The organism is Sphingobium sp. TomTYG65 (genome assembly GCF_055395525.1).
Window position 1 is genome coordinate 105,142 of the sequence record NZ_AP027331.1, and the last position, 23,890, is coordinate 129,031.

Annotated in this window: 25 protein-coding genes; 14 read left to right on the forward strand and 11 right to left on the reverse strand. The window is 62.1% G+C overall.

Annotation, left to right across the window (positions count from 1 at the left end; translation table 11 throughout):
* Window positions 1-18 precede the first annotated feature (18 nt).
* From ACZ5Y5_RS14385 to ACZ5Y5_RS14405, 5 genes are all read right to left on the reverse strand, one after another.
* Window positions 19-981 (reverse strand): thiamine pyrophosphate-dependent dehydrogenase E1 component subunit alpha, encoded by a 963-nt coding sequence (locus ACZ5Y5_RS14385; RefSeq protein WP_464811183.1) that lies wholly within the window; start codon window positions 979-981, stop codon window positions 19-21.
* Window positions 982-1,013: 32 nt separating this feature from the next.
* Complete coding sequence (locus ACZ5Y5_RS14390) at window positions 1,014-2,222, reverse strand: acyl-CoA dehydrogenase family protein (protein ID WP_464811184.1); 1,209 nt, start codon at window positions 2,220-2,222, stop codon at window positions 1,014-1,016.
* Between the two features lie 5 nt (window positions 2,223-2,227).
* Window positions 2,228-3,373 carry a thiolase family protein gene (locus tag ACZ5Y5_RS14395; protein ID WP_464811185.1) on the reverse strand — a complete coding sequence of 382 codons (1,146 nt, stop codon included), beginning with the start codon at window positions 3,371-3,373 and terminating at the stop codon, window positions 2,228-2,230.
* A 3-nt stretch (window positions 3,374-3,376) separates the two neighbouring features.
* Entirely contained in the window at window positions 3,377-3,784 is a 408-nt protein-coding gene (locus tag ACZ5Y5_RS14400) for a Zn-ribbon domain-containing OB-fold protein (RefSeq protein ID WP_464811186.1), read from the reverse strand.
* Window positions 3,785-3,951: 167 nt separating this feature from the next.
* Complete coding sequence (locus ACZ5Y5_RS14405; RefSeq protein WP_464811187.1) at window positions 3,952-4,788, reverse strand: helix-turn-helix transcriptional regulator; 837 nt, start codon at window positions 4,786-4,788, stop codon at window positions 3,952-3,954.
* 240 nt (window positions 4,789-5,028) lie between these two features.
* Between ACZ5Y5_RS14405 and ACZ5Y5_RS14410 the strand changes: the two genes are divergently transcribed.
* Genes ACZ5Y5_RS14410 through ACZ5Y5_RS14420 form a run of 3 tightly spaced genes read left to right on the forward strand, consistent with a single transcriptional unit; the run spans window position 5,029 to window position 6,894 of the window.
* Window positions 5,029-6,132: an acyl-CoA dehydrogenase family protein gene (locus ACZ5Y5_RS14410; protein WP_464811188.1), complete on the forward strand. Its 1,104-nt coding sequence runs from the start codon at window positions 5,029-5,031 to the stop codon at window positions 6,130-6,132.
* Window positions 6,133-6,137: 5 nt separating this feature from the next.
* Entirely contained in the window at window positions 6,138-6,497 is a 360-nt protein-coding gene (locus ACZ5Y5_RS14415; RefSeq protein WP_464811189.1) for an EthD domain-containing protein, read from the forward strand.
* A gap of 31 nt (window positions 6,498-6,528) precedes the next feature.
* Entirely contained in the window at window positions 6,529-6,894 is a 366-nt protein-coding gene (locus ACZ5Y5_RS14420; RefSeq protein ID WP_464811190.1) for a Rieske (2Fe-2S) protein, read from the forward strand.
* Between the two features lie 35 nt (window positions 6,895-6,929).
* Here ACZ5Y5_RS14420 and ACZ5Y5_RS14425 read toward each other — a convergent pair whose 3' ends face one another.
* Complete coding sequence (locus ACZ5Y5_RS14425) at window positions 6,930-7,694, reverse strand: ThuA domain-containing protein (protein WP_464811191.1); 765 nt, start codon at window positions 7,692-7,694, stop codon at window positions 6,930-6,932.
* A gap of 14 nt (window positions 7,695-7,708) precedes the next feature.
* Entirely contained in the window at window positions 7,709-8,470 is a 762-nt protein-coding gene (locus ACZ5Y5_RS14430) for an SDR family NAD(P)-dependent oxidoreductase (protein ID WP_464811192.1), read from the reverse strand.
* A 169-nt stretch (window positions 8,471-8,639) separates the two neighbouring features.
* On the opposite strand from ACZ5Y5_RS14430, the gene ACZ5Y5_RS14435 reads away from it, so the two are divergent.
* From ACZ5Y5_RS14435 to ACZ5Y5_RS14445, 3 genes are all read left to right on the forward strand, one after another.
* Window positions 8,640-10,160, forward strand: a complete 1,521-nt coding sequence (locus ACZ5Y5_RS14435) for a fatty acid--CoA ligase (protein ID WP_464811193.1) — start codon at window positions 8,640-8,642, stop codon at window positions 10,158-10,160.
* A gap of 73 nt (window positions 10,161-10,233) precedes the next feature.
* Entirely contained in the window at window positions 10,234-10,656 is a 423-nt protein-coding gene (locus tag ACZ5Y5_RS14440) for a nuclear transport factor 2 family protein (RefSeq protein ID WP_464811194.1), read from the forward strand.
* A gap of 38 nt (window positions 10,657-10,694) precedes the next feature.
* Window positions 10,695-10,994, forward strand: coding sequence for a putative quinol monooxygenase (locus ACZ5Y5_RS14445; protein WP_464811195.1), 300 nt, complete (start codon window positions 10,695-10,697; stop codon window positions 10,992-10,994).
* A 129-nt stretch (window positions 10,995-11,123) separates the two neighbouring features.
* Here the strand turns inward: ACZ5Y5_RS14445 and ACZ5Y5_RS14450 are convergent, their stop codons facing one another.
* Complete coding sequence (locus ACZ5Y5_RS14450; protein WP_464811196.1) at window positions 11,124-11,909, reverse strand: SDR family NAD(P)-dependent oxidoreductase; 786 nt, start codon at window positions 11,907-11,909, stop codon at window positions 11,124-11,126.
* A gap of 16 nt (window positions 11,910-11,925) precedes the next feature.
* Window positions 11,926-12,729 carry an SDR family NAD(P)-dependent oxidoreductase gene (locus tag ACZ5Y5_RS14455; protein ID WP_464811197.1) on the reverse strand — a complete coding sequence of 268 codons (804 nt, stop codon included), beginning with the start codon at window positions 12,727-12,729 and terminating at the stop codon, window positions 11,926-11,928.
* 136 nt (window positions 12,730-12,865) lie between these two features.
* On the opposite strand from ACZ5Y5_RS14455, the gene ACZ5Y5_RS14460 reads away from it, so the two are divergent.
* From ACZ5Y5_RS14460 to ACZ5Y5_RS14470, 3 genes are all read left to right on the forward strand, one after another.
* Window positions 12,866-13,282 carry a nuclear transport factor 2 family protein gene (locus ACZ5Y5_RS14460; protein WP_464811198.1) on the forward strand — a complete coding sequence of 139 codons (417 nt, stop codon included), beginning with the start codon at window positions 12,866-12,868 and terminating at the stop codon, window positions 13,280-13,282.
* Window positions 13,283-13,298: 16 nt separating this feature from the next.
* Entirely contained in the window at window positions 13,299-14,078 is a 780-nt protein-coding gene (locus ACZ5Y5_RS14465; protein ID WP_464811199.1) for an SDR family NAD(P)-dependent oxidoreductase, read from the forward strand.
* Between the two features lie 92 nt (window positions 14,079-14,170).
* Window positions 14,171-15,508: an aromatic ring-hydroxylating oxygenase subunit alpha gene (locus tag ACZ5Y5_RS14470; RefSeq protein ID WP_464811200.1), complete on the forward strand. Its 1,338-nt coding sequence runs from the start codon at window positions 14,171-14,173 to the stop codon at window positions 15,506-15,508.
* 134 nt (window positions 15,509-15,642) lie between these two features.
* Here the strand turns inward: ACZ5Y5_RS14470 and ACZ5Y5_RS14475 are convergent, their stop codons facing one another.
* Window positions 15,643-16,524 carry an MBL fold metallo-hydrolase gene (locus ACZ5Y5_RS14475; protein WP_464811623.1) on the reverse strand — a complete coding sequence of 294 codons (882 nt, stop codon included), beginning with the start codon at window positions 16,522-16,524 and terminating at the stop codon, window positions 15,643-15,645.
* A 149-nt stretch (window positions 16,525-16,673) separates the two neighbouring features.
* Window positions 16,674-19,037, reverse strand: coding sequence for a TonB-dependent receptor (locus ACZ5Y5_RS14480; RefSeq protein ID WP_464811624.1), 2,364 nt, complete (start codon window positions 19,035-19,037; stop codon window positions 16,674-16,676).
* 815 nt (window positions 19,038-19,852) lie between these two features.
* Here ACZ5Y5_RS14480 and ACZ5Y5_RS14485 point away from each other — a divergent pair.
* From ACZ5Y5_RS14485 to ACZ5Y5_RS14505, 5 genes are read left to right on the forward strand one after another with little or no spacing between them, the layout of a single operon-like run.
* Window positions 19,853-20,935, forward strand: coding sequence for a putative urea ABC transporter substrate-binding protein (locus tag ACZ5Y5_RS14485; RefSeq protein ID WP_464811201.1), 1,083 nt, complete (start codon window positions 19,853-19,855; stop codon window positions 20,933-20,935).
* 38 nt (window positions 20,936-20,973) lie between these two features.
* Window positions 20,974-21,789 (forward strand): ABC transporter permease, encoded by an 816-nt coding sequence (locus ACZ5Y5_RS14490; RefSeq protein WP_464811202.1) that lies wholly within the window; start codon window positions 20,974-20,976, stop codon window positions 21,787-21,789.
* Window positions 21,786-22,595 (forward strand): ABC transporter ATP-binding protein, encoded by an 810-nt coding sequence (locus tag ACZ5Y5_RS14495; RefSeq protein ID WP_464811203.1) that lies wholly within the window; start codon window positions 21,786-21,788, stop codon window positions 22,593-22,595. The genes ACZ5Y5_RS14490 and ACZ5Y5_RS14495 overlap by 4 nt, the downstream gene beginning before the upstream one ends.
* A gap of 28 nt (window positions 22,596-22,623) precedes the next feature.
* Window positions 22,624-23,064: a CopG family ribbon-helix-helix protein gene (locus ACZ5Y5_RS14500; protein WP_464811204.1), complete on the forward strand. Its 441-nt coding sequence runs from the start codon at window positions 22,624-22,626 to the stop codon at window positions 23,062-23,064.
* Window positions 23,061-23,882, forward strand: coding sequence for an urea amidolyase associated protein UAAP1 (locus tag ACZ5Y5_RS14505; RefSeq protein ID WP_464811205.1), 822 nt, complete (start codon window positions 23,061-23,063; stop codon window positions 23,880-23,882). Before ACZ5Y5_RS14500 ends, ACZ5Y5_RS14505 begins: the two co-directional genes overlap by 4 nt.
* The last annotated feature ends 8 nt before the right edge of the window (window positions 23,883-23,890 follow it).

Genomic DNA, 23,890 nt, shown 5'->3' on the forward strand with positions numbered 1-23,890 from the left:
TTGTCGATCCCCCTGGCGTCAGTAGTTGATGTAGACGTCTTGAACGACGTCGGCGGCGGTCGGCCGGGCTGCGCTCTTGGCCTCCGCCACGGCGCGGTCGATAAGGTCGGTGACCTCGGCGTCCACCTTGTCCAGTTCCGCGCCGTCGAGCAGCTTCGCTTCCGTCACCTTGCCGCGGAAGGTCTTGAGGCAGTCGCGTTCCTCGCGGATGCGGTCCAGCTCGCCGGGGCCGCGATAGCGCTGCGGATCGCCTTCGAAATGACCGTAGAAACGCTCGCAGTCGAGTTCGATGGAAGCCGGGCCATTGCCCGCCTTGCAATAATCGATCAGCTCGCGCATCGCCTCATAGACCGAGAAGAAGTCGATGCCGTTCGCCTTGATCGCCTTCATGCCGAAGGCGGCGGAACGGGCGGTCATGCTCTCCGCGCCGACGGCATAGGCCTCGCCGGTATGTTCGGAATAATGGTTGTTCTCGAACACGAAGATAACGGGCAGCTTCAGCACCACCGCCATGTTCATCGCCTCGAAGGTCGTGCCCTGATTGCACGCGCCGTCGCCCGAAAAGGCGATGGAGACGGTGCCGTTGCTCTTGGCCGTGATCCCCGCGCCGACGGCGATGGGCGCGCCCGCGCCGACGATGCCGTTCGCGCCCAGCATGCCCACCCCCACATCGGCAATGTGCATGGAGCCGCCCTTGCCCTTGCACAGCCCATCGCGTGATCCGTAAATTTCCTTCATCATGGCGATCACGTCGCATCCCTTGGCGATGCAATGGCCGTGGCCGCGATGGGTGGAGATGATGTAATCGGTCGGCCCCAGATGTTCGCACACCCCCACGGCGCAGGCTTCCTGCCCCGCATAGAGATGGGTGAAACCCGCAATCTCGCCCAGCGCGATCTCGTCGTGCAGGCGTTCCTCGAACATACGGATGGTCTTCATCTGGCGATAAGCCCGGATCAGCGCTTCGCGGCTGAGTTGCATGTCTCTCTCCGTACTTTCCTGTTTTATGGGGGTCAGAGACCCAATACCGTCTTGGCGATGATGGTGCGCTGGACTTCGTTCGTACCCCCGAAGATGGTCCAGGCGAGACTGTTAAGATAGCGGGGCGCTGCCAGCTGCGCGGCCTTGCCGTGGATCGGCGCGGGCGCGGCCTCGCCATAAAGCGGGCGCCGCGGCTCCAGCTCCAGTCCGGCATAGCCGTAGAGCCGCACCGCCATGCCGTCGACCTGCTGGCGCAGGGTGGAAGCGATCATCTTCGACAGCGAGGTTTGCGGGCCGGGCGGCAGCCCCTTGGCGATTTCCGCCAGCACGCGCAGCTCGGTCATCTCCAGCGCCTGCGCGGTCAGCTCGATCCGGGCGAGGTCGGCCATGAATGCGCCGTCGTCCGCCATGGTGCCGCCCCTGCCATCCGGCTCCAGCGCGGCATTGCGGCGCAACTTCTGGATGTCGGACAGCAGCTTGGGCGCATGGCAGGCGCCGCCGCGCTCATTTTCGAGCAGGAATTTGGCGATGGTCCAGCCCATGCCTTCTTCCCCCACCAGATTTTCGACGGGGGTCACCACCTCGTCGAGAAACACTTCATTGACCTCATGGTCGCCGGCAAGTCCCCTGATCGGCCGCACTTCGACGCCGGGCTGGTCCATGTCCACGAGGAGAAAGCTGATGCCGCGCTGCGCCTTGGCCTCCGGATCGGTGCGCACCAGACAGAAGATCTTGTTCGCATGATGGGCGTGGGTCGTCCACAGCTTGCGGCCGTTGATGACATAATGGTCGCCGCGCCGTTCCGCGCGCGTCCGCAGGCTGGCGAGGTCGGACCCGGAGCCGGGTTCCGAAAAGCCCTGACACCAATAGTCGCTGCCGTCGAGAATCCGGGGCAATATGCGAGCCTTCTGCTCCGCCGTGCCGAAGCGGCAGATGACGGGGCCGAGCAGCTTGAGACTCAGCACCGGCAGGCTGGGCGCATCGGCCAGCGCACATTCCTTCTCGAAAATATAGCGCTGCACCGGCGTCCATCCCGTGCCGCCGCAGTCGACCGGCCAATTATAGGCGAGCCATCCCTTTTCATGCAGGATGCGCTGCCATTCCTGGCCGATATCGGGTTCGACGAAGACGCCGGGCGTCGCCGCCATGCCTTCGCGTAGGTGCCGGGGCAGATGCGTATCGAGAAAATCCCGGACGCTCCGGCGGAAGGCTTCATCCTCGGGGGTGAAATGCAGGTCCATCTCTCTTATCGTTCCAAAATGGTGACGCCCGAAATGCCCGGCGCTCCATAGACATGGGTATAGGCCGTGCGGGGATTGCCGGGCACCTGGCGCCCACCGCCCGCGCCGCGAAGCTGCACGACATTTTCATAGACCTGCCGCAACCCGGACGCGCCGATCGGCTCTCCGCAGGCAAGGCAGCCGCCATCGGTGTTGACCGGCAGCCGCCCGCTGATCCGGCTCCACCCCTCGGCCAGCCATTCCTCCTGCTCGCCATCCTTGCAGAAGCCGTTCTCGGCCATGTGCATGATCTCGGCGCCCGACTCCGTGTCCTGGATCTGGGCGACGTCGATATCATCCGGCCCGATGCCGGCCATGGCAAAGGCCGCGGCGGAGGCGAGCAGGGTCGGCGCCCCGCCGCGCTCGATCGAAAGGCTGGGGGAGAAGACCTCGAACGACCCCGGCGGCCGGGTGCGCGTCACCGCCGCCTTGATGCGGATATTCGCCCGGCCCAGTTCGCGCGCCTTCTTCTCGCTGGCGAGGATGAGGGCGACGCCGCCCTCCGCGGGCGAACAGAACATATATTTGGTGAGCGGATCGGAGATCATCGTGCTGGTCAGGATCGTGTCCAGATCGACCGGCGACCGGCGCCACGCGTGGGGCGCGTGGACGCCATTGTCGAACGCCTTCTGCGCGACCCGGCCCAGCGCCTCATGGCTGATGCCATAATGCGCCATATAGCGTTGCAGCTTCATGGCGAAAAACTGCGTCGTCACCATCATGCCCACCGCGCCATACCAGTCGGGCAGGCTGTATTCGGCGGGCATGGCGTTGAAGGCGCCGCGCGGATGCTTGTCGAAACCGAAGGCGACGCCGAGATCATACTGGCCCGACGCCACGCCCTGCCACGTCCCGATCAGCGACGATCCACCAGTGGCGCATCCATTGCGGACATTGATGATCGGAATGCCGGTCAGGCCCATTTCATTGACGATTGTGTCGGCATTGCCGCTGCTGTCGGAGCCGCCGAAGCCGAACTGCATGTCGGTCCAGCCAAGGCCCGCATCCTCCAGCGCCTTGCCGATCGCATAGGCGCCCTGTTGCAGTCCGGAAAGGCCATCGGTGCGGCCGAAGGGATGGATGCCGATGCCGACGATGAAGACGTCCGCCATGGCTCAGCCCTCATTGACCGGGGCGAAGGCGAAAGTGCGGATCGTGCGACCCTGCGCATCTTCGTTCAGCGGAATGAGGACGGTTTCCATTTCCATGCCGATCCTCAGATCCTCGAACGCGACATCGGTGAAGGGCGCCTCCACGATCACCGCGCCGGGCAACTCGACATAGCCGAGCGCAAAGGGGGTGAAATCCTCCGGTCCTGCATAGGGCGGGGTCTTGGGTCGGTAGCGCTGAACCGTCCAGGACCATAGCGTGCCCCGGCGCGGCAGGAGGACTGGTTCATAATCGCCGGTGCCGGTCGGGCACGGGAAGACGATGTGTCCTGTCGTCTTGTGCCGCCCGCCCACCAGCGCCGGGTGCGGCTCTGCAACGAACAGTCCTTCCGCAATGTCGATGACCTCACCCATGAACGGCCTTTCCTTTGTCTGACCTGACTATGGAAAGAGTGGCGAGCCGTGGCTTCTGTAAGAAAGAATAGGTTGGGAAAAGTCGCAGCCCCGCAGAAGCCGTGGACGCAATAAAAAACCCCCGCCCATCGCAGGGCGGAGGCGAAAGATGCCACAATGGGACCGCTTTACGCGTGCTGGTGCTGGGAGGAGGGAACTGCCGCCACGCTGCCCAGATAGCCGAGTTGCGTCGCCTTGAAGACGGTCTGACTGCGGTTGACCGCCTCTAGCTTGATGGCGGCATTGTGAATGTGGAACCGCACCGTTGCGCAACTGCGGCTGAGGATCATTGCGATCTCGACATCGGTCTTGCCCAGTGCTGCCCAGCGCAAGCATTCGACCTCCCGCTTCGAGAGGCGGCAGTTGCGCGGAATCCAGGGCCGCTGGCTAGTGACGCGGGAATAGCCGTTGATGAAGCGGCGGCTCTGATATTCCAATATATCGGCATAAAGGTCGAACTCAGCCGACAGATCGCTGCGCCCAGAATCAATCGGCGAGAAGCTGACGACGCCGATCTGACCGAAGGGCAGATGGACGGGAATGACGATAACCGAGTCTGCATTCACTTCATCGCAGAAATGCGACATGTCGATCTGGTCGAGCAGGGGGTTGGGCGCGCGGGTGTGAATACCCTCCGCATTGGCCCAGAAGGGTTCGCTTTCATAACGGCAGGCGAAGGTGAGCGGGGAACTGAGCGCGAGCAGCGGCTTTTTCCACCACTGGTCCTTCGATCCTGGCCAGCCGAAGATGGAAGACGCCAGCGCGTTCCCATCGGCATCGGTCATCGGCGTTTTCGAAGCGATGTTGGCGCAGGCTGCGACACGGAAATTGCTAAGCTCCTTAGCAAGATCGCGTATGGCTTCAGCCGCGGGTCGAACATCGTCGATCGACGCGATGAAGATGGTGCCCTGCCTGCGGGACCGCAAATCGACCGGGCTTACGCTCTGTTGGTCGATATGATCCATGCAGGCGACGAATGAGTCGTCTGATCTCTCCATGGAAGGAAGGCTACGCTTGGCGAGATACTTAGACAAGCGTTCAAAACCTATGAGTAGTGATAGGTCTCGGAACCCTGTCGCCTACCCGGTTTTGGGGGACGAACTAGTGGAAAGGGCAGTCGGCTGGAACGCCATTATCATGCTTTAACATGATCGGCACGTCGGCATGCGGCGTGAACCGGATTATGGAGAGTAGGGGACGTCAGCGTGAACTTCGATCTTAACGAAGAGCAGCGGCTGCTGCGCGATCTGGTCGAAAGGTTCGTCGCGGATCATTATGATCCGATCCGCCGCCTTTCCTATATTGCCGAACCATGGGGCTTTTCGCGGCAGGGATGGCGGATATTGGCGGAAGCCGGCTTGTTGGCGCTGCCCTTTTCGGAAGAGCATGGCGGTCTGGGCGGCGGAGCGGTCGAGTTGATCACCGTGGCGGAGGCGCTGGGCAAGGGCGTTGCGACCGAGCCGGTGTTGCCGGTCATCCTGACCGCCGCTGCCCTGATCGAGCGGGGCGCGACGGAGGCGGTGAAGGCCGAACTGCTGCCGCGCATCATCGCTGGCGAAAGCCTGCCCGCACTGGCGCATCTGGAGCGGGGGGCGCGCTTTCTGGCGACCAAGCCGCAGACGCGGGCGTCGGGCAGCGATGGGCAGGTTCGCATCGATGGTGCCAAGAGCTGCGTGATGGGCGGCGGCTATGCGGACCTGTTGCTGGTGACCGCCTGCGACGAGGACGGGGCGCCCGGCATCTATCTGATCGATGCGGACGCGCAGGGCGTGACCCGGACCGACTACCGGCTGGTCGACGGGTCGATCGCCAGCGACATCCAGTTCAGCGATGCGCCCGCGGCGCTGCTGCCGAAGGGGCAGGACGCGCTGGAGGGGGTGCTGGATCAGGCGCGGCTTGCCATCATCGCCGAACTGATCGGGCTGATGGGCCATATGTTTGACGCTACCGTCGATTATGTGAAGACGCGCCAACAGTTCGGCCAGCCGATCGGCCGCTTCCAGGCGGTGCAGCATCGTCTGGCCGACGGCTATGCGATGGTCGAACTCAGCCGATCGCAACTCTATCGCGCCGCAGCCCAGAATCCGGGCACAAAGGAGGCGCATGCCGCGATCATCGGGGCCAAGGCCTATATCAGCGGTTGCGCCATGAAGATCGCGGAAGAGGCGGTGCAACTGCATGGCGGCATCGGCACGACCGAGGAACTGATGGTGGGGCAGGCGTTCAAGCGGACGATGCTGCTGGCGGCGCTGCTGGGCGATGCTGACTGGGACCTGCGCCATTATGTGCAGCTGACGGCGGCGGCCTGACGGTCATGTTCACGCGGGTCACCCTGCTGAAGCGAAGGCCCGGCCTGACGGTCGAGGCCTTTCGCGACTATTATGAACGCCATCACCGGCGGATCGGGGAGCGGGTGCTGGCCGGCCATGCGCTGCGCTATGTGCGCCGTTATGTGGCGCCGATCGATGATGGCGCGCCCCTGCCCGATTTCGACGTCGTGATGGAGATCGACTTTGCCGACCGCGCCGCGCATGACCGCTGCCTTGCCGCGCTGGCCGAAACGGCGGTGGCGCAGGAAATCGCGGAGGACGAGGAAAGGCTGTTCGACCGCGCCGCAATCTTGTCTTTCACCGTCGAGGAATGCGAAAGCGTGCTAGGATCGAATGATGCTTGATCGAACATCTTCAACCAGGATCGAAACAGGAATGTCGCAGAATTTCTACCGGGTGACCAGGGCGGGGGAGATTGCCGACCGATCGTTGCAGGCCTTCATCGTCAATGGCTGGCCGGTGCTGATCGTGCGGGACGAGGGCAAGTTGCATGCGCTCATCAACCGCTGCTCGCATCAGGCGGCGAGCTTCGCGCCCGACGGGCGGGTGCGGCGCGGCGCGATCATGTGCCCGCTGCACGGCGCCCGGTTCAAGCTGGAAAATGGCGAATGCATGGGCGGCGCGGATTACAAGCCATTGATGCGCTTCGACCTGCGCGAAGATGGGGAAGGCTGGATCGAGGTGGCAGTACCCGATGAAGCGCCCGGCGCGGAACATCTGCCGGTGACGCCGCTGGGTTGAGGGGAAGGTCAGCTGTCGGACAAAGAGGGGCGGGGTTATTCTCCGCCCTTTTTCCTGTCCTTCGCCCATGCAATACCCCGGCGCAGCAGATCGGAAAAGACCGGCAGGTCCCAGGCGCAGCGGTCGATCTGCGGCCACCAGTCCAGCGCGGGCTGCATGTCATAATGGCCCCGGCAATGGCCCAGCGTATTGTAGAGTACGGCGCCTTCGCCCTGCGGCTTGATATAAAGCACCGGATGCCGGTCATGCGCCCAGACATGTTCGTCAAAGCCGGTGGCGTCGCCCTCGAACTCCGTTTCCAGCAGGACGTGCAGGTCGCCATGCCGCTCCATCAGATAGAGTTCGTCCGTCGTCTCGAACGGCTCCACCCCCTGCGTCAGCAGATGATCAGGATCGGCAACCGTCACCTTATAGGGCGCGATCGGCGGATGGGCGATGAACTGCGTCCCCAGCGTCTCCATCATCAGCGGCGCCCAGCGCGGGCTGCCGTAAAGGCCGTTGTCGAAGAGGCGCAGGACCGAATTGGTGCCGTGCAGCGCATACCAGCGCCCACCATCCTTCACCCAGTTGCGCAGCGCCTCCTGCACCTCCAGCGGCGGGATGACGTCGCAGGTGTAGGTGATCAGGAAATCCGCCTCGCGGATCGCGTCGATATTCGCATAATCCTCAAAAACGCGGGTGCGCACGCGGGGGTCTTCGCCGAGCAGTTTCAGCAACTCCAGCCGGGCGAAATCGAAATCGTGATACAGCCCGCCCGCGATCAGGACGCAGTTGATCCGCGCCGGTCTTTCCTCGCTCATCCCATGCTCTCCGGTCAGAACTGCACCCGCTTGGTCAGGCCGCCGTCGACGACCAGGCTGGCCCCGGTCATGAAGCGGCAGGCGGGCGAGGCGACGAAGGCGATCGCGCGGCCGATCTCTTCGCCGGTGCACATGCGGCCCATGGGAATTTGCGAGAGGATGCTGTCATAAAATTCCGTCATATTGGCCTTGATCGCGGCCCATGGACCGTCATCGGTATAAATGGGACCGGGGATCAGGCAGTTGACGCGTATACCCTCCGCCGCATGTTTCTGCGCCAGCGCATTGCTGTAGTTGATGACCGCGGCCTTCAGCGCATTATAGGGCTGCGGCCCCATGAAATCCTCCACCGCGCCGGTCGAGGACAGGGTGACGATCGACCCCGCATCGGACTGTTGCAGGAAGGGAAGCGCCGCCCGGATGCCCCGTGACAGGGGCAGGATGTCGGCGTTCATGACTGCCTGCCATCCTTCGTCGCTGTCGACGCCCAGATTGGTGGAGACGAAGGAAATGAAGATGTCGCAGCCGCCCAGCGCATCGGCCGCCTCCTCGATGAAGGTGGGCAGGGCAACTGCGTCGCTGGCGTCCACCGCCTTGCCGAAGGCCTGCACGTCGAATCTCCTGACCGTCTCGATCACCCGGTCGACCTTTTCCTGCGTGCGGCCGCACAGGGCGACATGACAGCCCTCCTGCGCCAGAACCTCCGCCGCGTGGCGTCCGACGCTGGCATTGGCGCCGATCAGGATCGCTTTCCTGCCCTTCAGTCCCAGATCCATTGCACTCTCCCGACCGTAAAACCGCTTGTCGCCCGGCAGCATAATCGCCCTGTCGCGGGAGGGCACTGACGATTTCGCCAGTATAAGCGTCAAACCATGGAAATTGAGAGGGGGCGAAAGCGGCGCGAAGCCCTAAGGAAGGCGTGAGGAAGAGGAGGCATTGCTTCGCATGAAGACGATCGGCGGATATGTGCGGGACCATGGCGCCCGGCGGAGCAGCGCCGTCGCGCTGGTCTTTGAGGGGGGGGGAACCAGCTATGGCGAGTTGGACCGCCGCGCCAGCCGCATCGCCAACGGCCTGGCGGCGATGGGTCTTCAGCCCGGTGCACGGGTCGCCTACCTCGGCAAGAATCGGGACATTTATTTCGAATATTGGATGGGCGCGATCCGCGCAGGAATGGTGCTGGTGCCGATCAACTGGCGGCTCGCCCCGCCGGAGGTCGCCTATATCCTGCATGATTGCAGCCCCGCGCTGCTGCTGGCCGATCCCGAATTTCTGGCGCGGCTCGATCCCGCGCCCGGCTGCCCGGTGCTGCTGACCGAGGCCGGGGAGGGCGAACCGTTTGCGCAGTGGCGCGACCGGCAGGCTGAGGGCGATCCGCAGGCCGACGGCGGCTATGAGGATGTGGTGCTGCAACTCTACACCTCCGGCACGACCGGCAATCCCAAGGGCGCGATGCTGACCAACCGCAGCCTGCTCGCGCTGCGGGACGCGGTTCCGGCGGAGGCGCTGCCCGACTGGTATCGCTGGAGCACGGAGGATGTCGCGCTGGTCGCCATGCCGATCTTCCATATCAGCGGATCGGGCTGGGGGCTATGGGCGCTCCAGCATGGCGCGAAGGCCATTGTGGTGCGCGACTTCGACCCGCATCAGGTGCTGGACCTGCTCGTGCGCTATCGCATCACCAAGCTGATGATCGTGCCCACCGCGCTGCGGATCGTATGCGACGATCCCAAGGCGGCGGGTACGGATTTCAGCTTTCTGGAAACCATCTGCTATGGCGGCTCCGCCATTCCGCTCGACCTGTTGCGGCAGGCGATCGGCGTTTTCGGCTGTGGCTTTGCGCAAATGTACGGGATGACCGAGACGGCAGGCACCATCACCGGCCTGCCGCCGCAGGATCATGATGTGGACGGCAATCCCCGCATGGCCAGCGTCGGCCTGCCTCTGCCCGGCGTCGAGATCCGCATTCTCGGCCCCGACGGCGCGGAACTGGCGCGCGGCGAGGTGGGCGAGATCGCGATCCGCTCCGCCGCCACCATGACCGGCTATTATAACCGGCCGGAGGCAACCGCCGAGACGATCGACGCCGATGGCTGGCTGCGCACCGGGGACGCCGGGCGGCAGGACGCGGACGGCTATGTCTATCTGGCCGACCGGATCAAGGACATGATCATCACCGGCGGCGAGAATGTCTATCCGGCCGAGGTCGAAAATGCGCTGTTCAGCCATCCCGACGTGCATGACGTCGCGGTGATCGGCGTGCCCGACCCCAAATGGGGCGAAGCGGTGAAGGCGATCATCGTGCCGGTGGAGGGCCGCCAGCCCGATCCCGCCGCCATCATCGCCTGGGCGCGGGAGCGGATCGCGGCTTACAAGGCGCCCAAGTCTATTGCCTTCTGCGAAGCGCTGCCGCGCAATCCGTCGGGCAAAGTACTGCGCCGCCTGTTGCGGGACCAATATCGCTGACCTGCGATTTTCGGGAGTATTGGGCAAGGGCGAAGCCGCCTAGCCTGACAGACAGCAAGAAAAGGAGAGGGGCGTGAGCCGCAACTATTCAGGACCGCTGGAAGACCGAATCGCCATCCGCGAACTGATGGAAAGCTATGCCGATGCGGTGAACCGGCATGATCGTGAACTGATGACCAGCCTCTGGGCCGAGGACGGCCATTGGGACCTGTCTCACTATCCGGATCTGGGGATCGTGTCGGGCCGCGACAATGTGATGGACCTTTGGTCGAGCGCAATGCCGGGCTATCCCGAACTTTCCTTCATCGCCATGCCGGGCATGATCCGCGTGGACGGCGACACGGCCGAGGCGAGGACCTATTTTTCTGAAGTCTATACCGACCCCGAAAGCGGCAGGGATAGGCGTGCGCGCGCCTGCTACAATGACAAGCTCGTCAAGCGCGACGGCCAGTGGCGGTTCCAGGAGCGCATCTTCGGGATCATCCACCAGACCTGATCGCCTTTTTCGTTCCCCTTCAGCAGGAGATATGGCCCATGATCGTCGTGACCGGCCTTATTCACACCGACCCTGAAACCCTGCCGCGTCTTCTTGCCCGCCTCCAAGCTCTGTGCGAACCCTCGCGCGCGGAGGATGGCTGCATCTTCTATCATATGGGGGTGGAGGATGAGCGGAAGGGCACCATCATGGCGATGGAGGCGTGGCGCGACATGGATGCGCTGAACGTTCATCTCGCGCAGCCCGCCATCCTTCAGCTGCTGGCCGATTTCGAGGGCAAATACAGCAACGACGTGTCTTTGCATGCGGTCAGCGAAACGCAGAAGTTCGGCGCCTGAACGCAGGCAGGACACCACCGGTATCGATCTCTCCATAACCGTGCCGGTGGAGGGAAGGCCCGGGTCCTGGCCAGGACCTGGGCCTTCTTTCCAGCCTTCTTTGCTAGGGGCGCGACAGCCCCCACTTCCTCAGTGCGCGGTCATGCCGCCGTCGATCACCAGTTCGGATCCGGTCATGAAGCTGGCCGCAGGGCTGGCGAGATAGGCGATGCCCGACGCGATCTCGTCCGGCTGACCCATCCGGCCCAGAGCATGGCCGGCTGACACCGTCGCCCGCGCCGTTTCCTCATCCGGGAACACGCCCTCGGCCACGTAGCGGGCATAGATGGTGTCCATCATGCCCGTGTCGATGCCGCCGGGATGGACACTATTGACGCGGATCGGCTGCTTGAGCAGAGCAAACTCCAGCGCGGCGGACTTGCTGAACAGCTTCACCGCGCCCTTGCTCGCGCAATAGGTTGCCATCCAGGCTGCGCCGCGCAGACCGCCCACTGACGACAAGTTGATGACAGAGGAACCGCCTGCCCGATCCGCGCCGCTACGCGCCAGGATGGCCTGCGCGGCGCGGGTGCCCAAAAACACACCTTCGACATTGATCGTCATGCATTTGCGGAATTCGGCCAGGGTAGTGGCGGCAATGCTGTTGGTGACGGAAATCCCGGCATTATTGACGAGGATGTCGAGCCGGCCGAACTCTGCGTCAATCCTTTCGATCATGCCCGCCCATGCCGCCTCGTCCGTCACGTCGAGCGGCGCGTAGAGCGCCGCGCCCGGCACATCAGCCTGCGTTCCGATGTCGGTGGCGATCACCTTTGCCCCCGCTTCCGCCAGTGCGGCCACCGTCGCGCGGCCGATGCCGCCGGTGGCGCCCGTCACCAATGCGACTGCGCCGCCAAGGTCGGTCTTACCTGTCATTCTGTCTCTCCTGCTCTCAGCGCGCGGTCCAGCCGCCATCTACCACCACTTCGCTGCCGGTCATGTAGCTGGCATCGTCGCTGGCAAGGAAGGCGACCACCTTGCCGATCTCCACAGGTTGCGCCAGCCGTTTCACCGGCGTCGTTTCCGCCATCTGCGCGATCAGCTGGTCGGCGGTGACGCTGCCGTCCCGCTCTGCCCAGCGTTCGAACCCCTTGCGCAGCAGCGGCGTCTCGACAAAGCCGGGATGCACGCTGTTGACGCGGATCGGGATGCCCGCATCGGCAAATTCCAGCGCGTTCGATTTGGAGAATAGGCGAACCCCGCCCTTGGACGCATTATAGGCCGCGACCTCGCCCATGCCGACCAGCCCCATGATCGAGCTTATGTTGATGATGCTCGCGCCATAGGGTGTCGCTGCGCCGCCCTTCGCCAGCAGCGGCTGGAAGGTCTTGGTGCCCAGAAACACGGTGTCGAGGTTTAGCGTGATCAGCCGCCGCCAATCCTCCAGCTTCAGATCCTGGACCTTGCCGGTCAGGTCCGCGCCGACATTGTTCACCAATATATCGAGATGGCCGAAATCCAGCTCCACTTGCGCCCGCGCCTGCTGCCATCCCGCTTCACTGGTGGCATCCAGCGACAGATAGCGGGCGGCGGGCATCCGCTCGGGGACGGCCCGCGCGTCGGGCGAGTCGGGTGGGTCGAGATCGGTCACATAGACGATCGCGCCATCTGCGCTCAGACATTCGCAGATCGCCCGGCCGATGCCACGCAGCCCCCCGCTGACCAGCGCAATCCTGCCTTCCAGCCTGCCTGCCATACCGCATCCTCTCATACTTCTTTCTTACCCTTTCTCCTCGCCTGAGCGCGCACAAGCACCTGCTCTTTTTTGCAGGGTGACGGCGGCGGACGAAGGCTGCATGGATCGGACCTCACAAAAAATGGAGAGGACCGCCATGGACATGGAGCGTTATGCCGACATCAAGGCGATGGTGGAGCGCATCTATCAGCTGACCGGCACCGGCCAGTGGGACGCGGTGGAAACCATGCTGACCGACGATTTCGCGATTTTGGAAGCGGACAGCCTGCCCTATGCAGGCACCTATGGCGGCAAGGACGCGCTTCAGAAGCTCTATACCAAGGTCTTTGCCTATTGGGAGGATGCGTCACTGGAAACTGGCGACATCTGCGTGGGTCAGGACCATGCGATCGTGCTGGTGAAGGTTACGGCCACGTCCCGTCACAGCGGCGAGCGGCTGGAAATGCCTTTGGCGGAAGTTTTCCATATCCGCGGTGATAAGTTCAGCGGCATTACGCCATATTATTTCGACACGGCTTCGATCGCACGGGCCACCGGGCTGCTGCCCGCCTGAAGGAAGAGAGGAAGGCATGGCTAATTTGAGCGGCAAGGTCGCGCTGGTCACGGGCGGCACGGCAGGCATCGGGCGGGCGACAGTTGCGCGCCTTGTCGCTGATGGGGCCAAGGTCGTCTTCACCGGCTCCAACGCGGAAAAGGCCGCAAGCCTCGAACACGAAACCGGCGCGACTTTCGTGCGTGCGGCGGTGCAGGACCCGACCGACTGGGCAATCGTCGAACAGCTGATCCGGCGCGATTTTGGCCGGCTTGACGTCGCCTTCGCCAATGCCGGAACCGAAAAGGGCGACGGCGATATAGAAGCCGTTTCGCTGGAGGCGTGGAACGACATCCTCGCGATCAACCAGACCGGGGTGATGCTGACCATCAAGTCGGCGATCGCGATGATGAAGGACAATCCCGGTGGATCCGGCGGGTCGATCATCGTGAACAGTTCGATGAACGCCAATCGTGCGCTCAGCAATTATGTGACATACAGCGTCAGCAAGGCGGCGGTGATTGCGCTGGTGAAATCGGTCGCCATCCATTGCGGGCTGCAACGGCTCCATATCCGCTGCAATGCGATCCTGCCGGGCGTGGTCGAAACCGAACTGATCACCAATATCATCGCCAGCTGCCCCGATCCCGCCGCCGCTCGCGCGGCCTATGAGCGCATGTCGCCGATGGGGCGCATGGGTCGGGTGGACGAGATTGCCGGGCTGGTATCCTGGCTCGCCTCGGATGAGGCGGCGTTCGTGAACGGGGCCGAATATGCGATCGACGGCGCCACCACTGCCGGCATGACTGGAGTTTGATGCGCTGTGCCTGAGCTGCCGAAAAATCACGTCCTTTCGTCGAAGTTCCGGGGGGCAGTCCAGCTATGACTGCCCCGCAAAAGGAGAGCGCAATGGGACAGATAAATATTCACCCGCTGACGATGGACGGGCGCGATCCGTCCGCCCTGCGGGGCGATCCCATAACCGGCGACCGTTATACGTCTCGCGATTTCGCGCAGAAGGAGTGGGACCATATGTGGACCCGCATCTGGCATGTGGCGGGCCGCACGGCGGAACTGGAGGAGCCGGGCGACTATGTCGTTCATGACTTCATGCACGAAAGCGTCTTCTGCGTGAAACAGGAGGATGGCTCGATCAAGGCGTTCTACAATGCCTGCCGTCACCGCGGGCAAAGATTGGTATGGGACAGCAGTTCGGTTAACAGCTTCCAATGCCCCTATCATGGCTGGGTCTGGGGCAAGGACGGCGTGCTTCAACAGGCGCAGGACGCGCATGACTTCCCCCAGGGCAATCCCTGCGGAAAGCTGAAGCTCAAGGAATTGCGCTGCGCGACCTGGGGCGGCTTCGTCTGGTACACGATGGACGACAAGGCGCCGGAACTGCTCGACTATCTGGCGCCGATGCCGGACCTCTACAAAAATTATCCGATGGACACGGCAGTGCGGGTGTTCTGGATGAAGATCGACCTCAATACCAACTGGAAGTTCGCGACCGACAATTTTTCTGAAAGCTATCACACCCGCACAGCCCATCCGCAGGTGCCGCCGTGGATTGATCAGGATGTCGATACCGCCCGGCATGAAATGTATCCAGGCGGTCACGGCCGCACCGTACAGCCTATGCGCCCGTCGCTATCGGACCGACTACCCGAGGGTGTGCCGCATCCCTTCGATTTCATCCTGAGCGAGTGGGGCATCGATCCGGACGCCTATCCCGATTATGAAACAAAGGCGATGCAGGGCTGGCTCGACCTCAAGGCCGCCAAGCGCCGGCTTTGGCAGGAGCGCGGTTATGTCCATTATGCGCATATGGACGATGAGGAGATCACCGACAGCCCACATACGGTCATCTTCCCCAATGTCACCATATCCTTCCTGCCCGACAATCTGATCTTCTTCCGCACCGAGCCGCATCCCGACGATCCAAACAAATGCACCTTCGACCTGTGGTGCATGGCCTTCCCTGTTGCCGGGCAGACGGAGGTGGAATCGATCATGGCCGGGCGCCAGCCGTTACGCGAGGCGGAGTTCCAACATCGCGCCTTCGACAACGGCCGGGGCGTACCGGAAATCGAGGGACAGATCGTCTATCAGGACATGATGCTGGCCGAGGGGCAGCAGCGTGGCATGTATTCACGCGGTTATGAGGACGCCTATTTGACAGGACAGGAAACCCGCGTTCGCTTCTTCCACGAAGTGCTGAACGACTATCTGGAGGGGCGGCGCTAGGCGCGGCTGCAATTGCCTGGCCCGAATATCGCTCATGATATGCCAACTGTGCTATCTTGAACTTGAGAGTTATCGAGCTGGCGATAAGAGCAGCCCTCCTGCTCATAAAAGGGACCTTATCTAACGCCGCAGGATCACTCCGCGCGGGCAGGCACCGGGACGATGATGAAATGGTCGTGAACTTGCCGCTGATCCGGTGTGTCTAGCGGCTCTTTCAGGCCAGTCTGAAGCTCGCCGATGGTTTGTGCCGGCAAGGGGAGGGGGTGTTCGTGCGGATGTGTGGGCGCTTCGTGCCCATAGTCGCCGCCTGGCTCGGATGTCATCTCGATATGCGCCCCCATGACAGCGCAGATCGGATGCTTCATCGCAAAGGCTGCCACGCGGTCGACGCTGGCCCGATTTTCGTCGAGGAAATTGATTGGCACGTAAAGGCGACCGGGATAGAGCGTGTCGCCCGACCACAGGATCTTGAGGCGGGGATCGTAGATCATGATCGCGGCCGCCTGATGCCCGGGTGTTGGGATGACGCTGAGCGCGCGGTCGCCCAGATCGAATGTGGCAACCTCGTCGGGCCAGTTGGGGATGCCAAAAAAGCCGGCGACATCGGACGGTTTCAGGCCGACAATGATCGTGTCCGGGCGATCACGGAAGGCGGCGTCTCCGGCAACATGGTCGCCATGGCTGTGGCTATGGGCGACCACCAGCGGTATCGAGCGGCGTCCGTGAGCGGCTAGCCACTGCGCGATCAACCGGTCGATCGTTGGCCTGATCCTCCCACCTTCAGCTCCGGTGTCGATCAGCAATGCCCTGTCGCGCCCGAAGAGGAGATAGAGGAAGGGGGCTTCGAAGTTGGTCTTGACTGACTGACGGATGATGAAACTATCCTTGTCGAGCTGTTGGACCTGAGTGGCCGGCTCCTCGGGAAGCGTGCCGTCGATCCACTTCTCGGCCAGCAGCTTTGGCAGCGCTACACAGGCTGCCTTCGCGACAGGGGCATAGCCCGAGCCGCTCGCCATCAAGAGCGCCGCACTCAATCCAAGTCGAATCCTGCGCGCATCCGCGGCCATCGCCTTTTTCCCTTTCATGCAAAGGCAGCATCGCGATGATGCCGTCCACTCGCCGGGGCGCCATCCTTTCGGAATAGCGCCCCGGCAGCATTGTCAGATCAATATTTGAAGCGCGCTTCGATACCGAAGGTGCGCGGATTGATGACGGTCTGCTTATAGTAGCGCAGCACTACTCCATCGTTGAGGCCGACGCGCGAGCGGTCATTGGAGACGGAGGCCACTGCATATTTGTCGAAGATATTGTTCGCGAATAGGACAAGGCTGTAACGATCCGTCTCATAAGCGAGCGAGGCGCGGTGCAGCACATAGCCCGGGAGCTTGTCGCCATAGGCGCGATCCCAGCCGAGCCGCGTCACGACGTTGCCGCGATAGGTGGCCGTCCAGTCAGCCACCAGGTTACCGGCCATGAAGGGCATCGTGTAGGTTGCACCCAGGCTGCCGCTGTTCTTCGCTGAACCCGGAAGGCGATCACCCGACAGCGCGTCCAACTGGATCGGGGAGCTAGGATATGTGCCAGCTGGGTCGTTGACGGCAATGATCCCGGGAACATCCTCGGTCAGCTTGGCATTGGTATAAGAATAGGTTCCTTGGATCGACAGTCCTTCGATCGGCTTCGCTTGGAAAGATGCTTCGAACCCCTCCGACTTGGCCTTGCCGCCGTTGACGATGATGCCCACGATGCCATTGATGGTGGCGGAATTCACCTGAATACCGTCCCATTTGATATGGAAGACGTTAAAGTTGAACGTCAGCTGACGATCGAAAAGCTGGGTGCGGATGCCTAGTTCGGCGTTTTTCGTTGTGTCGGGCCCGTATTGGATTTCGTTAGGCAGCGCACACACATTCTGCTGCGTCAGATCGAGGGGCAAAACGCACGGCGCAACCGTGTTCGGACCGCCGATGCGATAGCCCTTGCTGTAGGTGGCATAGGCCATGATGGCGGGAGTGAAGTTGTAGGATGTATTGAATTTCCACACCCAGCCGCTCTTCTTGGACTTGCCGCCCGCAGAGGGTAGGTCATAAGGGCTGACGGGGTCGCCGAGCAGCGGGAGTACCGCCCGGCCGCTGACGTCAGACGTATAGCCGAAATAACGCACGCCTGCCGTCACCTGCCACTCGGGCATGATCCTCAGCGTGCCTTCTCCGAAGACCGCCTTCTCCGTTACCTTGGACTTGTTGAAGCTGTTATATTCGACCTCATCGGGATTGGGCTGCGTACCGAATGCCACCCAGGGGTGATTGGGCACATGTTCGGTATATTCGCGCAGGCGCTTCTGCTGATTATAGAAGCCGCCCAGCACCCAATTGAACGGGCCGCCATGTCGGGAGACGAAACGGACTTCCTGGTTGAACTGCTTGCGGCGATCATGACTTTCGTTCCAGCTCGAGAAAGCGGGGAAGGCTTCATAGCCATAGTCGAGGTCGAGCAGGAGGTCGGTATTGTCTGTCCGATCGTCGTTCTTCACGTCCGTATAAGCAGTTGTAGATACGAGATCGGCAATGTCTGCGATATTCGCGTTGATTTCCATTGCTCCCAAGTGCGCGCGGCGTTTCACCGGTTCGATATAGCGCCCCGCGCTTTGATATTTGCCCGTTCCGAGTACGCCGTCGCTGTTATATTGGCCGCCATCGGTTTTGGTCTGCTGAAACGCATAGGTGAAGTTGACCTTTAAATCCTCGCTCAACTGAAACAGCAACTGATTGCGCGTGGTGAAGGTCTTCTCAAAATTGAGGTCCTTCTCCTTTCTCAGGTTCGCGGCGTAGCCTGCGGGCGAGATGCTCGTTGGGCCATCAGGCTGCGGCAGCGAAACGCCTGGCGTCTGAAGCAGCAGTGGATAGTCGATGAAGCCGGGATCGTAGAAATAGCCTGTGGCCGATCGGAAGGCGATATGATCCCTGACGATCGGGATGTTGATAACTCCATCCAACTGATAGCCTAGCTTGCCGCTGTGGCTCTTACCGTACAGGCGGCTATGCACCTCGCCCTCGATCTTGTCGGTGTTGGGCCGGTTGGGAATATTGCGGATCGCGCCGGCCAGAGTGCCCAGGCCATAGAGCGTCCCCTGCGGCCCGAGCAGCGTTTCGACGCGTGCGATATCGAGCAATTTGAAATCGTAATAGAGCGGGACCTCGCCAAGATAGACGCCCAACGCAGTATCATAAGAGTTGCCAGTGGAGCTGGAATCCGAGGCGTTGAGGCCGCGCAGCACGATCGTTCCGGTCGAGCCTGGACCAGTGTCCGATATCGTCACGCCGGGCGTGAAATCTGCAATGTCGCGGATGTCGTCGATCCGCTGGCGGGCCAGTTGCTCCTGGCCGACGGCGCTGATGTTGATCGGCACGTCCTGGATGGAAACGGCGCGGCGAGTGGCTGTCACCACGATCTCGTTACCATCGCCGCTTGCGCCGTCAGCACCGTCCGCGGCGCCCTGTGCGAAAGCCGAAGTGGTCCCAACGCCCATAAGAATGGTGGCGCCAAGCAGTGTATTGCGAAACAATTTCCTAGTCACTTCGACCCCCTTTCAGTTGAGCCTCAAGTGACATCCTTCCCCTTGGCGCTCTGGCTAGGCCGGCACCTTGTGAGCCGGTTTCCGGCAAGTCTTCATCGTCATTCCCTGATGTGCGCAGTCTTTAATAAATGGAGCAGATCGGTCATCATTTGATCAGTTCGAACATCGTGCGACGGATCGGCAAGGCCGCAATCGGGGGCAGCGCTGGCGACTGGTGGCATAGCACCCGAGAGAGCAGAATTGCGAGCCGGCCTTCGATCCACGAACCCTCACTTCAAGCCGGTGGTTACCCGACCATTCACCCTTGGTTCCGCCGCTTCGATGAGCAGTCGCCTATACGGTATGGATATTACGTAACGCGTCAAGCGTAATAATTTTGCACTTGCTCAGTATGAACGCGACACTTGGGTGCAACGCACAATATGGCCATTTTCTTGCAGTGCGCGTCCGATCGAAAGTCAGCGGGGGAGTGGTGCCCGAGACAGGGACGGAGATTTTGAGGGGTCCCCTAAATGGCGAATCACAATATCGAGCGATAGATCGCGTGGGCACCGCCTAAGAGCCCGAATCGACCTATTTTGTTTGGTTCGCGCTTCGGGGGCGGGCATGTGGCGCAGTCGTAGCGCGGAAGCCCGGTGGCTACCAGAGCGCCGAGGCCCGGATTATCCGCCTTCGTGAACAGTATTACCTAAAATTGCAAAGGTAATAAATCCTAGTGGACAGGCTCATGCTGCTTTGCAATAGTATGCCTCGAAAGGGGACGAACGATGATCCGAATGTTCTGCAACGCAGGCCGGGCTGCTCTGATGGCCGGAGCGCTTTTGCTTGTATCCTGCTCGCAAGCGCCGGATGCCCCCTCCAAGCCGAAGACAGAGTTCAACATTGGATGGTCGATCTACGCGGGCTGGATGCCGTGGCCCTATGCCCAGCAGGCCGGAATCGTGAAGAAGTGGGCCGATAAATACGGCATCAAGATCAATATCGTTCAGGTCAACGACTATGTTGAATCGGTGAATCAATATACCGCTGGTAAATTCGACGGCGTGACAGTCACCAATATGGATGCTCTGACCATTCCTGCCGCTGGAGGAAAGGACACGAGCGCAATTATCGTCGGTGACTATTCCAACGGCAATGATGGCATCCTGCTCAAGGGTGCCGACAATTTTTCGGCGATCAAGGGTCGGCAGGTCTATCTGGTCGAACTTTCCGTCTCTCACTATCTTCTCGCCCGCGCGCTCGAAAAGTCGGGGATGAAGCCCACCGACATCAAGACCGTGAACACATCCGATGCCGATATCGTCGGCGCCTTTTCCAGCCCGGACGTAACCGCGGCCGTCGCATGGAACCCCCAGCTTTCGGTAATGAAGGGGCAGGCCGGTGCGAAGGAGGTCTTCAGCTCGGCCCAGATACCCGGCGAAATCCTGGATCTGCTGGTGGTCGATACGGCAACCCTGAAGGCCAATCCGAATCTGGGTAAGGCGCTGACCGGCATCTGGTTCGATACGATGGCGCTGATGAAGCGGCAGGATGCACAGGGCAAGGCGGCCCGCGCTGCCATGGCGAAACTGGCAGGCACGACGCCCGAAGTATTTGAAAGCCAGCTGGCGACCACGCACCTCTATGCCGATCCTAAATCCGCCGTAGCGGCAACTTCTGCCCCGGCACTTGTTCAGAGTATGGCGCAGGTGCGGGACTTCAGCTTCGCCCATGGCCTGTTCAAGGGCGCCGCTTCAGCCGATGCCGTCGGCATGAGCTTCGCCGGCGGAAAGACGCTCGGCGACGCGCAGCATGTGACACTACGGTTCGATGAAAGCTTCATGAAATTGGCTGCCGACGGAAAGCTTTGAGCCGTCCCGATCGATCCCCTCTGTAGGACGATGATGATATGCGTTGGGTGAATCGACATGTCAGCCGAGGCGATCGGTTGCTGCTGGGGGCGGTGCCGATCCTGCTGCTAGTCTTGCTCTATCTGTTCCTGGCGGCCCAGCGCCACGCCGTCAACCAATTTGACAAGATATTGCCACTGCCCGACGGCATGGCGAAGGCGATGGCAGACCTGCTTTTCCAGCCGGACCAGCTGACGGGACAGCTGCTCTTTTGGGCGGATACGCTGGCCAGCTTGGAGCGGCTCGGTATCGGCCTTGGCGTAGCGACGCTGGCGGCTCTTCTCGTCGGCCTAGTGCTCGGCGTCCTTCCACCAGTGCGAGCGACCCTCGGGCCCCTTGTAACGGGCATTGCCGTGATCCCGCCCATCGCCCTGCTCCCTATCCTCTTCATCGCCCTTGGCCTTGGCGAAACGGCGAAGATCGCGCTGATCGTCATCGGCATAGCGCCCGTCATGGTGCGGGACATCGCCGCTCATGTGGCCGCCTTACCGCGCGAACAGATCATCAAGGCGCAAACGCTGGGCGCGAGCAGTTGGCAGATCATGATCAGGGTCGCCCTCCCGCAGGCCATGCCGAGGCTTCTTCACGCGATCCGCTTGTCGCTGGGACCCGCCTGGGTTTTCCTGATTTCAGCCGAAGCGATCGCGTCGGACGTAGGCCTTGGCTATCGCATATTCCTCGTCCGGCGGTATCTCTCGATGGACGTGATCATTCCCTATGTCGCCTGGATCGCACTGTTGGCGGTGGCGATGGACCTCACCCTCACTTTCTTTAGCGAGCGCCTGTTCCCTTGGGCTCACGGAGCCAACCATTGAGCGCGCTCCTCTCCCTCCGCGACGTGTGGGTCGAATATGGCGACAAGATCGTGCTCGAACGGGTGTCGATCGATATCGAAGAAGGATCCTTCGTTTCGATCATCGGGCCTTCGGGCGCGGGGAAGAGCAGCCTGCTGCGCCTCGTCCTCGGCCAGGAGGCGGCGAGCCGGGGTTCGGTGCTTCTCGACGGGACGCCGCTTACGCCCGAGTGCGGGCCCGATCGGGGCGTGGTGTTCCAGCGCTACTCGGTATTTCCGCACCTGTCGGTCTTGCGGAACACGGTATTCGGGCTGGAGTGCGCCCAGTCGCCGCTGCTGGCGCGCCTGTTCGGTACGGCGCGTCGGGCGGCGGTCGAAGAGGCGACCGAAATGCTGAACGCCGTCGGCCTAGGAGATAGCCTTCACCTTTATCCAGCTCAGCTGTCGGGTGGGATGCAGCAGCGCCTGGCGATCGCACAGGCGCTAATCAAACGACCTCGCATCCTGCTGCTCGACGAACCGTTCGGCGCGCTCGATCCCGGTATCCGCGCCGACATGCACCGGCTGATCACTCGACTCTGGCGCGACTATTCGCTGACGATCATCATGGTGACGCACGACATCCGGGAGGCCTTCAGCCTCGGAACGCGGGTGCTCGCCTTGGACAAGCGTCGTCACGATCCGCATGCCCCGCACCGCTTTGGCGCGACCGCAGTCTATGATCTGGCTCTGCGCAAACCCGCGCCCGACACGGCCGTTGAAACGGAAGAAGCGGTAGTTTCGCCGGACGGCGAAAAGGACAATAAGGAGAAGATAGGACATGGTTAGCGAGCCTGCAGGCCTTGCGAGGCTGAGCATGAGCCTGCCGGCGGATCTGTTCCGGCAGCTCGACATGATGGTGGAAGAGCGTGGCCTGCCGTCGCGCTCGCAGCTGATCGCCGAACTTATCCGTCATGCGCTCGCCGAACATGAGGCCTTCACCCGTCCCGACGAGATGCTGGCCGGCACCATCACGATCGTCTATCGCGGCGACCGCGGCCGGGTGCGGCACCAGCTCGCCCAGACTCAGGCTGACTATCTCAAAGAGGTCATCTCCTCCCAGCACGTCTTCCTGGAGGATGACCAGTCACTCGAAGTCCTGCTGGTGCAGGGGCCTGCATCGCTGCTGAAGGAGCTGTGTGATGCGCTGAGGCGAGTGCGCGGCGTTCACCAGCTTCAGCTTGTAACGACGACCGCCCTGCTGCCCCCGCTCTATGACCAGAAATCCGTCAACCAAACAAACGGAGTTATGGCATGACGACTCTTGCCAACCCCAACGCAGCCCGCGACCACGCCCGCGCGATGGCGGGCACGGTGGTCGAAGCCATGCCGGTGCTTCCGCCGATCGCCCACGACTTGCCGGACGGCGTTTCCGCCGACGATCTTGTGTGGGAAGAAACGATCGCGGCAGGCGGCTATGCGACGCGGCGGCTGCCGCGGGGCGCCCGCCTGAGGCTGATCGACCTCAAGGGCGATGCCTGCGCTTCCCTGCTCATCTTCAATGCCGAAATGCCGACCGAACGCCTCAATGTCGCCGATACGGTGAAAGTGCAGTGGAACGCCTATCTCGGCCAGGGCAAGCTGCTGCTGTCGGACATGGGCCGTGTTCTCATGAGTTTTCTCGAAGACGGCGCGGGGACGCACGACACATTTTGCGGAACGTCGAATGTCACGACCAACGCCGCCAAATATGGCAATGGGGCCAATAGCGGCCCGGCGCCCAACGGTCGCGACCGCTTTTTGCTGGGCGCCGCCAAACATGGCCTTCAGCGGCGGGACGTTCACCCGTGCGTCAATCTGTTCAAGGGCGCGCGGATCGACGGCGACGGCAGTATAGTGCCGCAGATCGGGCCGTTTGCTCCAGATCGAAGCCTGGTGCTGCGCGCCGAGATGGACGTGATCGTGGTGATTGCGAGCTGCCCGCATGTTCTTGACCCGCGCCCGACCTGGACCGTGACGCCGCTTCGCGCGACCGCGTGGCGCGGTCCCGTCACTCCCGCGGACGATCCGATCCGGGTCGCCACGCCAGAAGGCCTGCGCGCCTTCGAGAATGTCGAAGACTATTTCCGCCGTTAAAAGGGGAA

Bases quoted from the DNA above. Each gene is read 5' to 3' on its own strand.
- ACZ5Y5_RS14385 (WP_464811183.1), bottom strand. From the start codon at position 981: ATGCAACTCAGCCGCGAAGCGCTGATCCGGGCTTATCGCCAGATGAAG.
- ACZ5Y5_RS14390 (WP_464811184.1), bottom strand. From the start codon at position 2,222: ATGGACCTGCATTTCACCCCCGAGGATGAAGCCTTCCGCCGGAGCGTC.
- ACZ5Y5_RS14395 (WP_464811185.1), bottom strand. From the start codon at position 3,373: ATGGCGGACGTCTTCATCGTCGGCATCGGCATCCATCCCTTCGGCCGC.
- ACZ5Y5_RS14400 (WP_464811186.1), bottom strand. From the start codon at position 3,784: ATGGGTGAGGTCATCGACATTGCGGAAGGACTGTTCGTTGCAGAGCCG.
- ACZ5Y5_RS14405 (WP_464811187.1), bottom strand. From the start codon at position 4,788: ATGGATCATATCGACCAACAGAGCGTAAGCCCGGTCGATTTGCGGTCC.
- ACZ5Y5_RS14415 (WP_464811189.1), top strand. From the start codon at position 6,138: ATGTTCACGCGGGTCACCCTGCTGAAGCGAAGGCCCGGCCTGACGGTC.
- ACZ5Y5_RS14420 (WP_464811190.1), top strand. From the start codon at position 6,529: ATGTCGCAGAATTTCTACCGGGTGACCAGGGCGGGGGAGATTGCCGAC.
- ACZ5Y5_RS14425 (WP_464811191.1), bottom strand. From the start codon at position 7,694: ATGAGCGAGGAAAGACCGGCGCGGATCAACTGCGTCCTGATCGCGGGC.
- ACZ5Y5_RS14430 (WP_464811192.1), bottom strand. From the start codon at position 8,470: ATGGATCTGGGACTGAAGGGCAGGAAAGCGATCCTGATCGGCGCCAAT.
- ACZ5Y5_RS14435 (WP_464811193.1), top strand. From the start codon at position 8,640: ATGAAGACGATCGGCGGATATGTGCGGGACCATGGCGCCCGGCGGAGC.
- ACZ5Y5_RS14445 (WP_464811195.1), top strand. From the start codon at position 10,695: ATGATCGTCGTGACCGGCCTTATTCACACCGACCCTGAAACCCTGCCG.
- ACZ5Y5_RS14450 (WP_464811196.1), bottom strand. From the start codon at position 11,909: ATGACAGGTAAGACCGACCTTGGCGGCGCAGTCGCATTGGTGACGGGC.
- ACZ5Y5_RS14455 (WP_464811197.1), bottom strand. From the start codon at position 12,729: ATGGCAGGCAGGCTGGAAGGCAGGATTGCGCTGGTCAGCGGGGGGCTG.
- ACZ5Y5_RS14460 (WP_464811198.1), top strand. From the start codon at position 12,866: ATGGACATGGAGCGTTATGCCGACATCAAGGCGATGGTGGAGCGCATC.
- ACZ5Y5_RS14465 (WP_464811199.1), top strand. From the start codon at position 13,299: ATGGCTAATTTGAGCGGCAAGGTCGCGCTGGTCACGGGCGGCACGGCA.
- ACZ5Y5_RS14470 (WP_464811200.1), top strand. From the start codon at position 14,171: ATGGGACAGATAAATATTCACCCGCTGACGATGGACGGGCGCGATCCG.
- ACZ5Y5_RS14475 (WP_464811623.1), bottom strand. From the start codon at position 16,524: ATGGCGAGCGGCTCGGGCTATGCCCCTGTCGCGAAGGCAGCCTGTGTA.
- ACZ5Y5_RS14480 (WP_464811624.1), bottom strand. From the start codon at position 19,037: ATGGGCGTTGGGACCACTTCGGCTTTCGCACAGGGCGCCGCGGACGGT.
- ACZ5Y5_RS14485 (WP_464811201.1), top strand. From the start codon at position 19,853: ATGATCCGAATGTTCTGCAACGCAGGCCGGGCTGCTCTGATGGCCGGA.
- ACZ5Y5_RS14490 (WP_464811202.1), top strand. From the start codon at position 20,974: ATGCGTTGGGTGAATCGACATGTCAGCCGAGGCGATCGGTTGCTGCTG.
- ACZ5Y5_RS14500 (WP_464811204.1), top strand. From the start codon at position 22,624: ATGAGCCTGCCGGCGGATCTGTTCCGGCAGCTCGACATGATGGTGGAA.
- ACZ5Y5_RS14505 (WP_464811205.1), top strand. From the start codon at position 23,061: ATGACGACTCTTGCCAACCCCAACGCAGCCCGCGACCACGCCCGCGCG.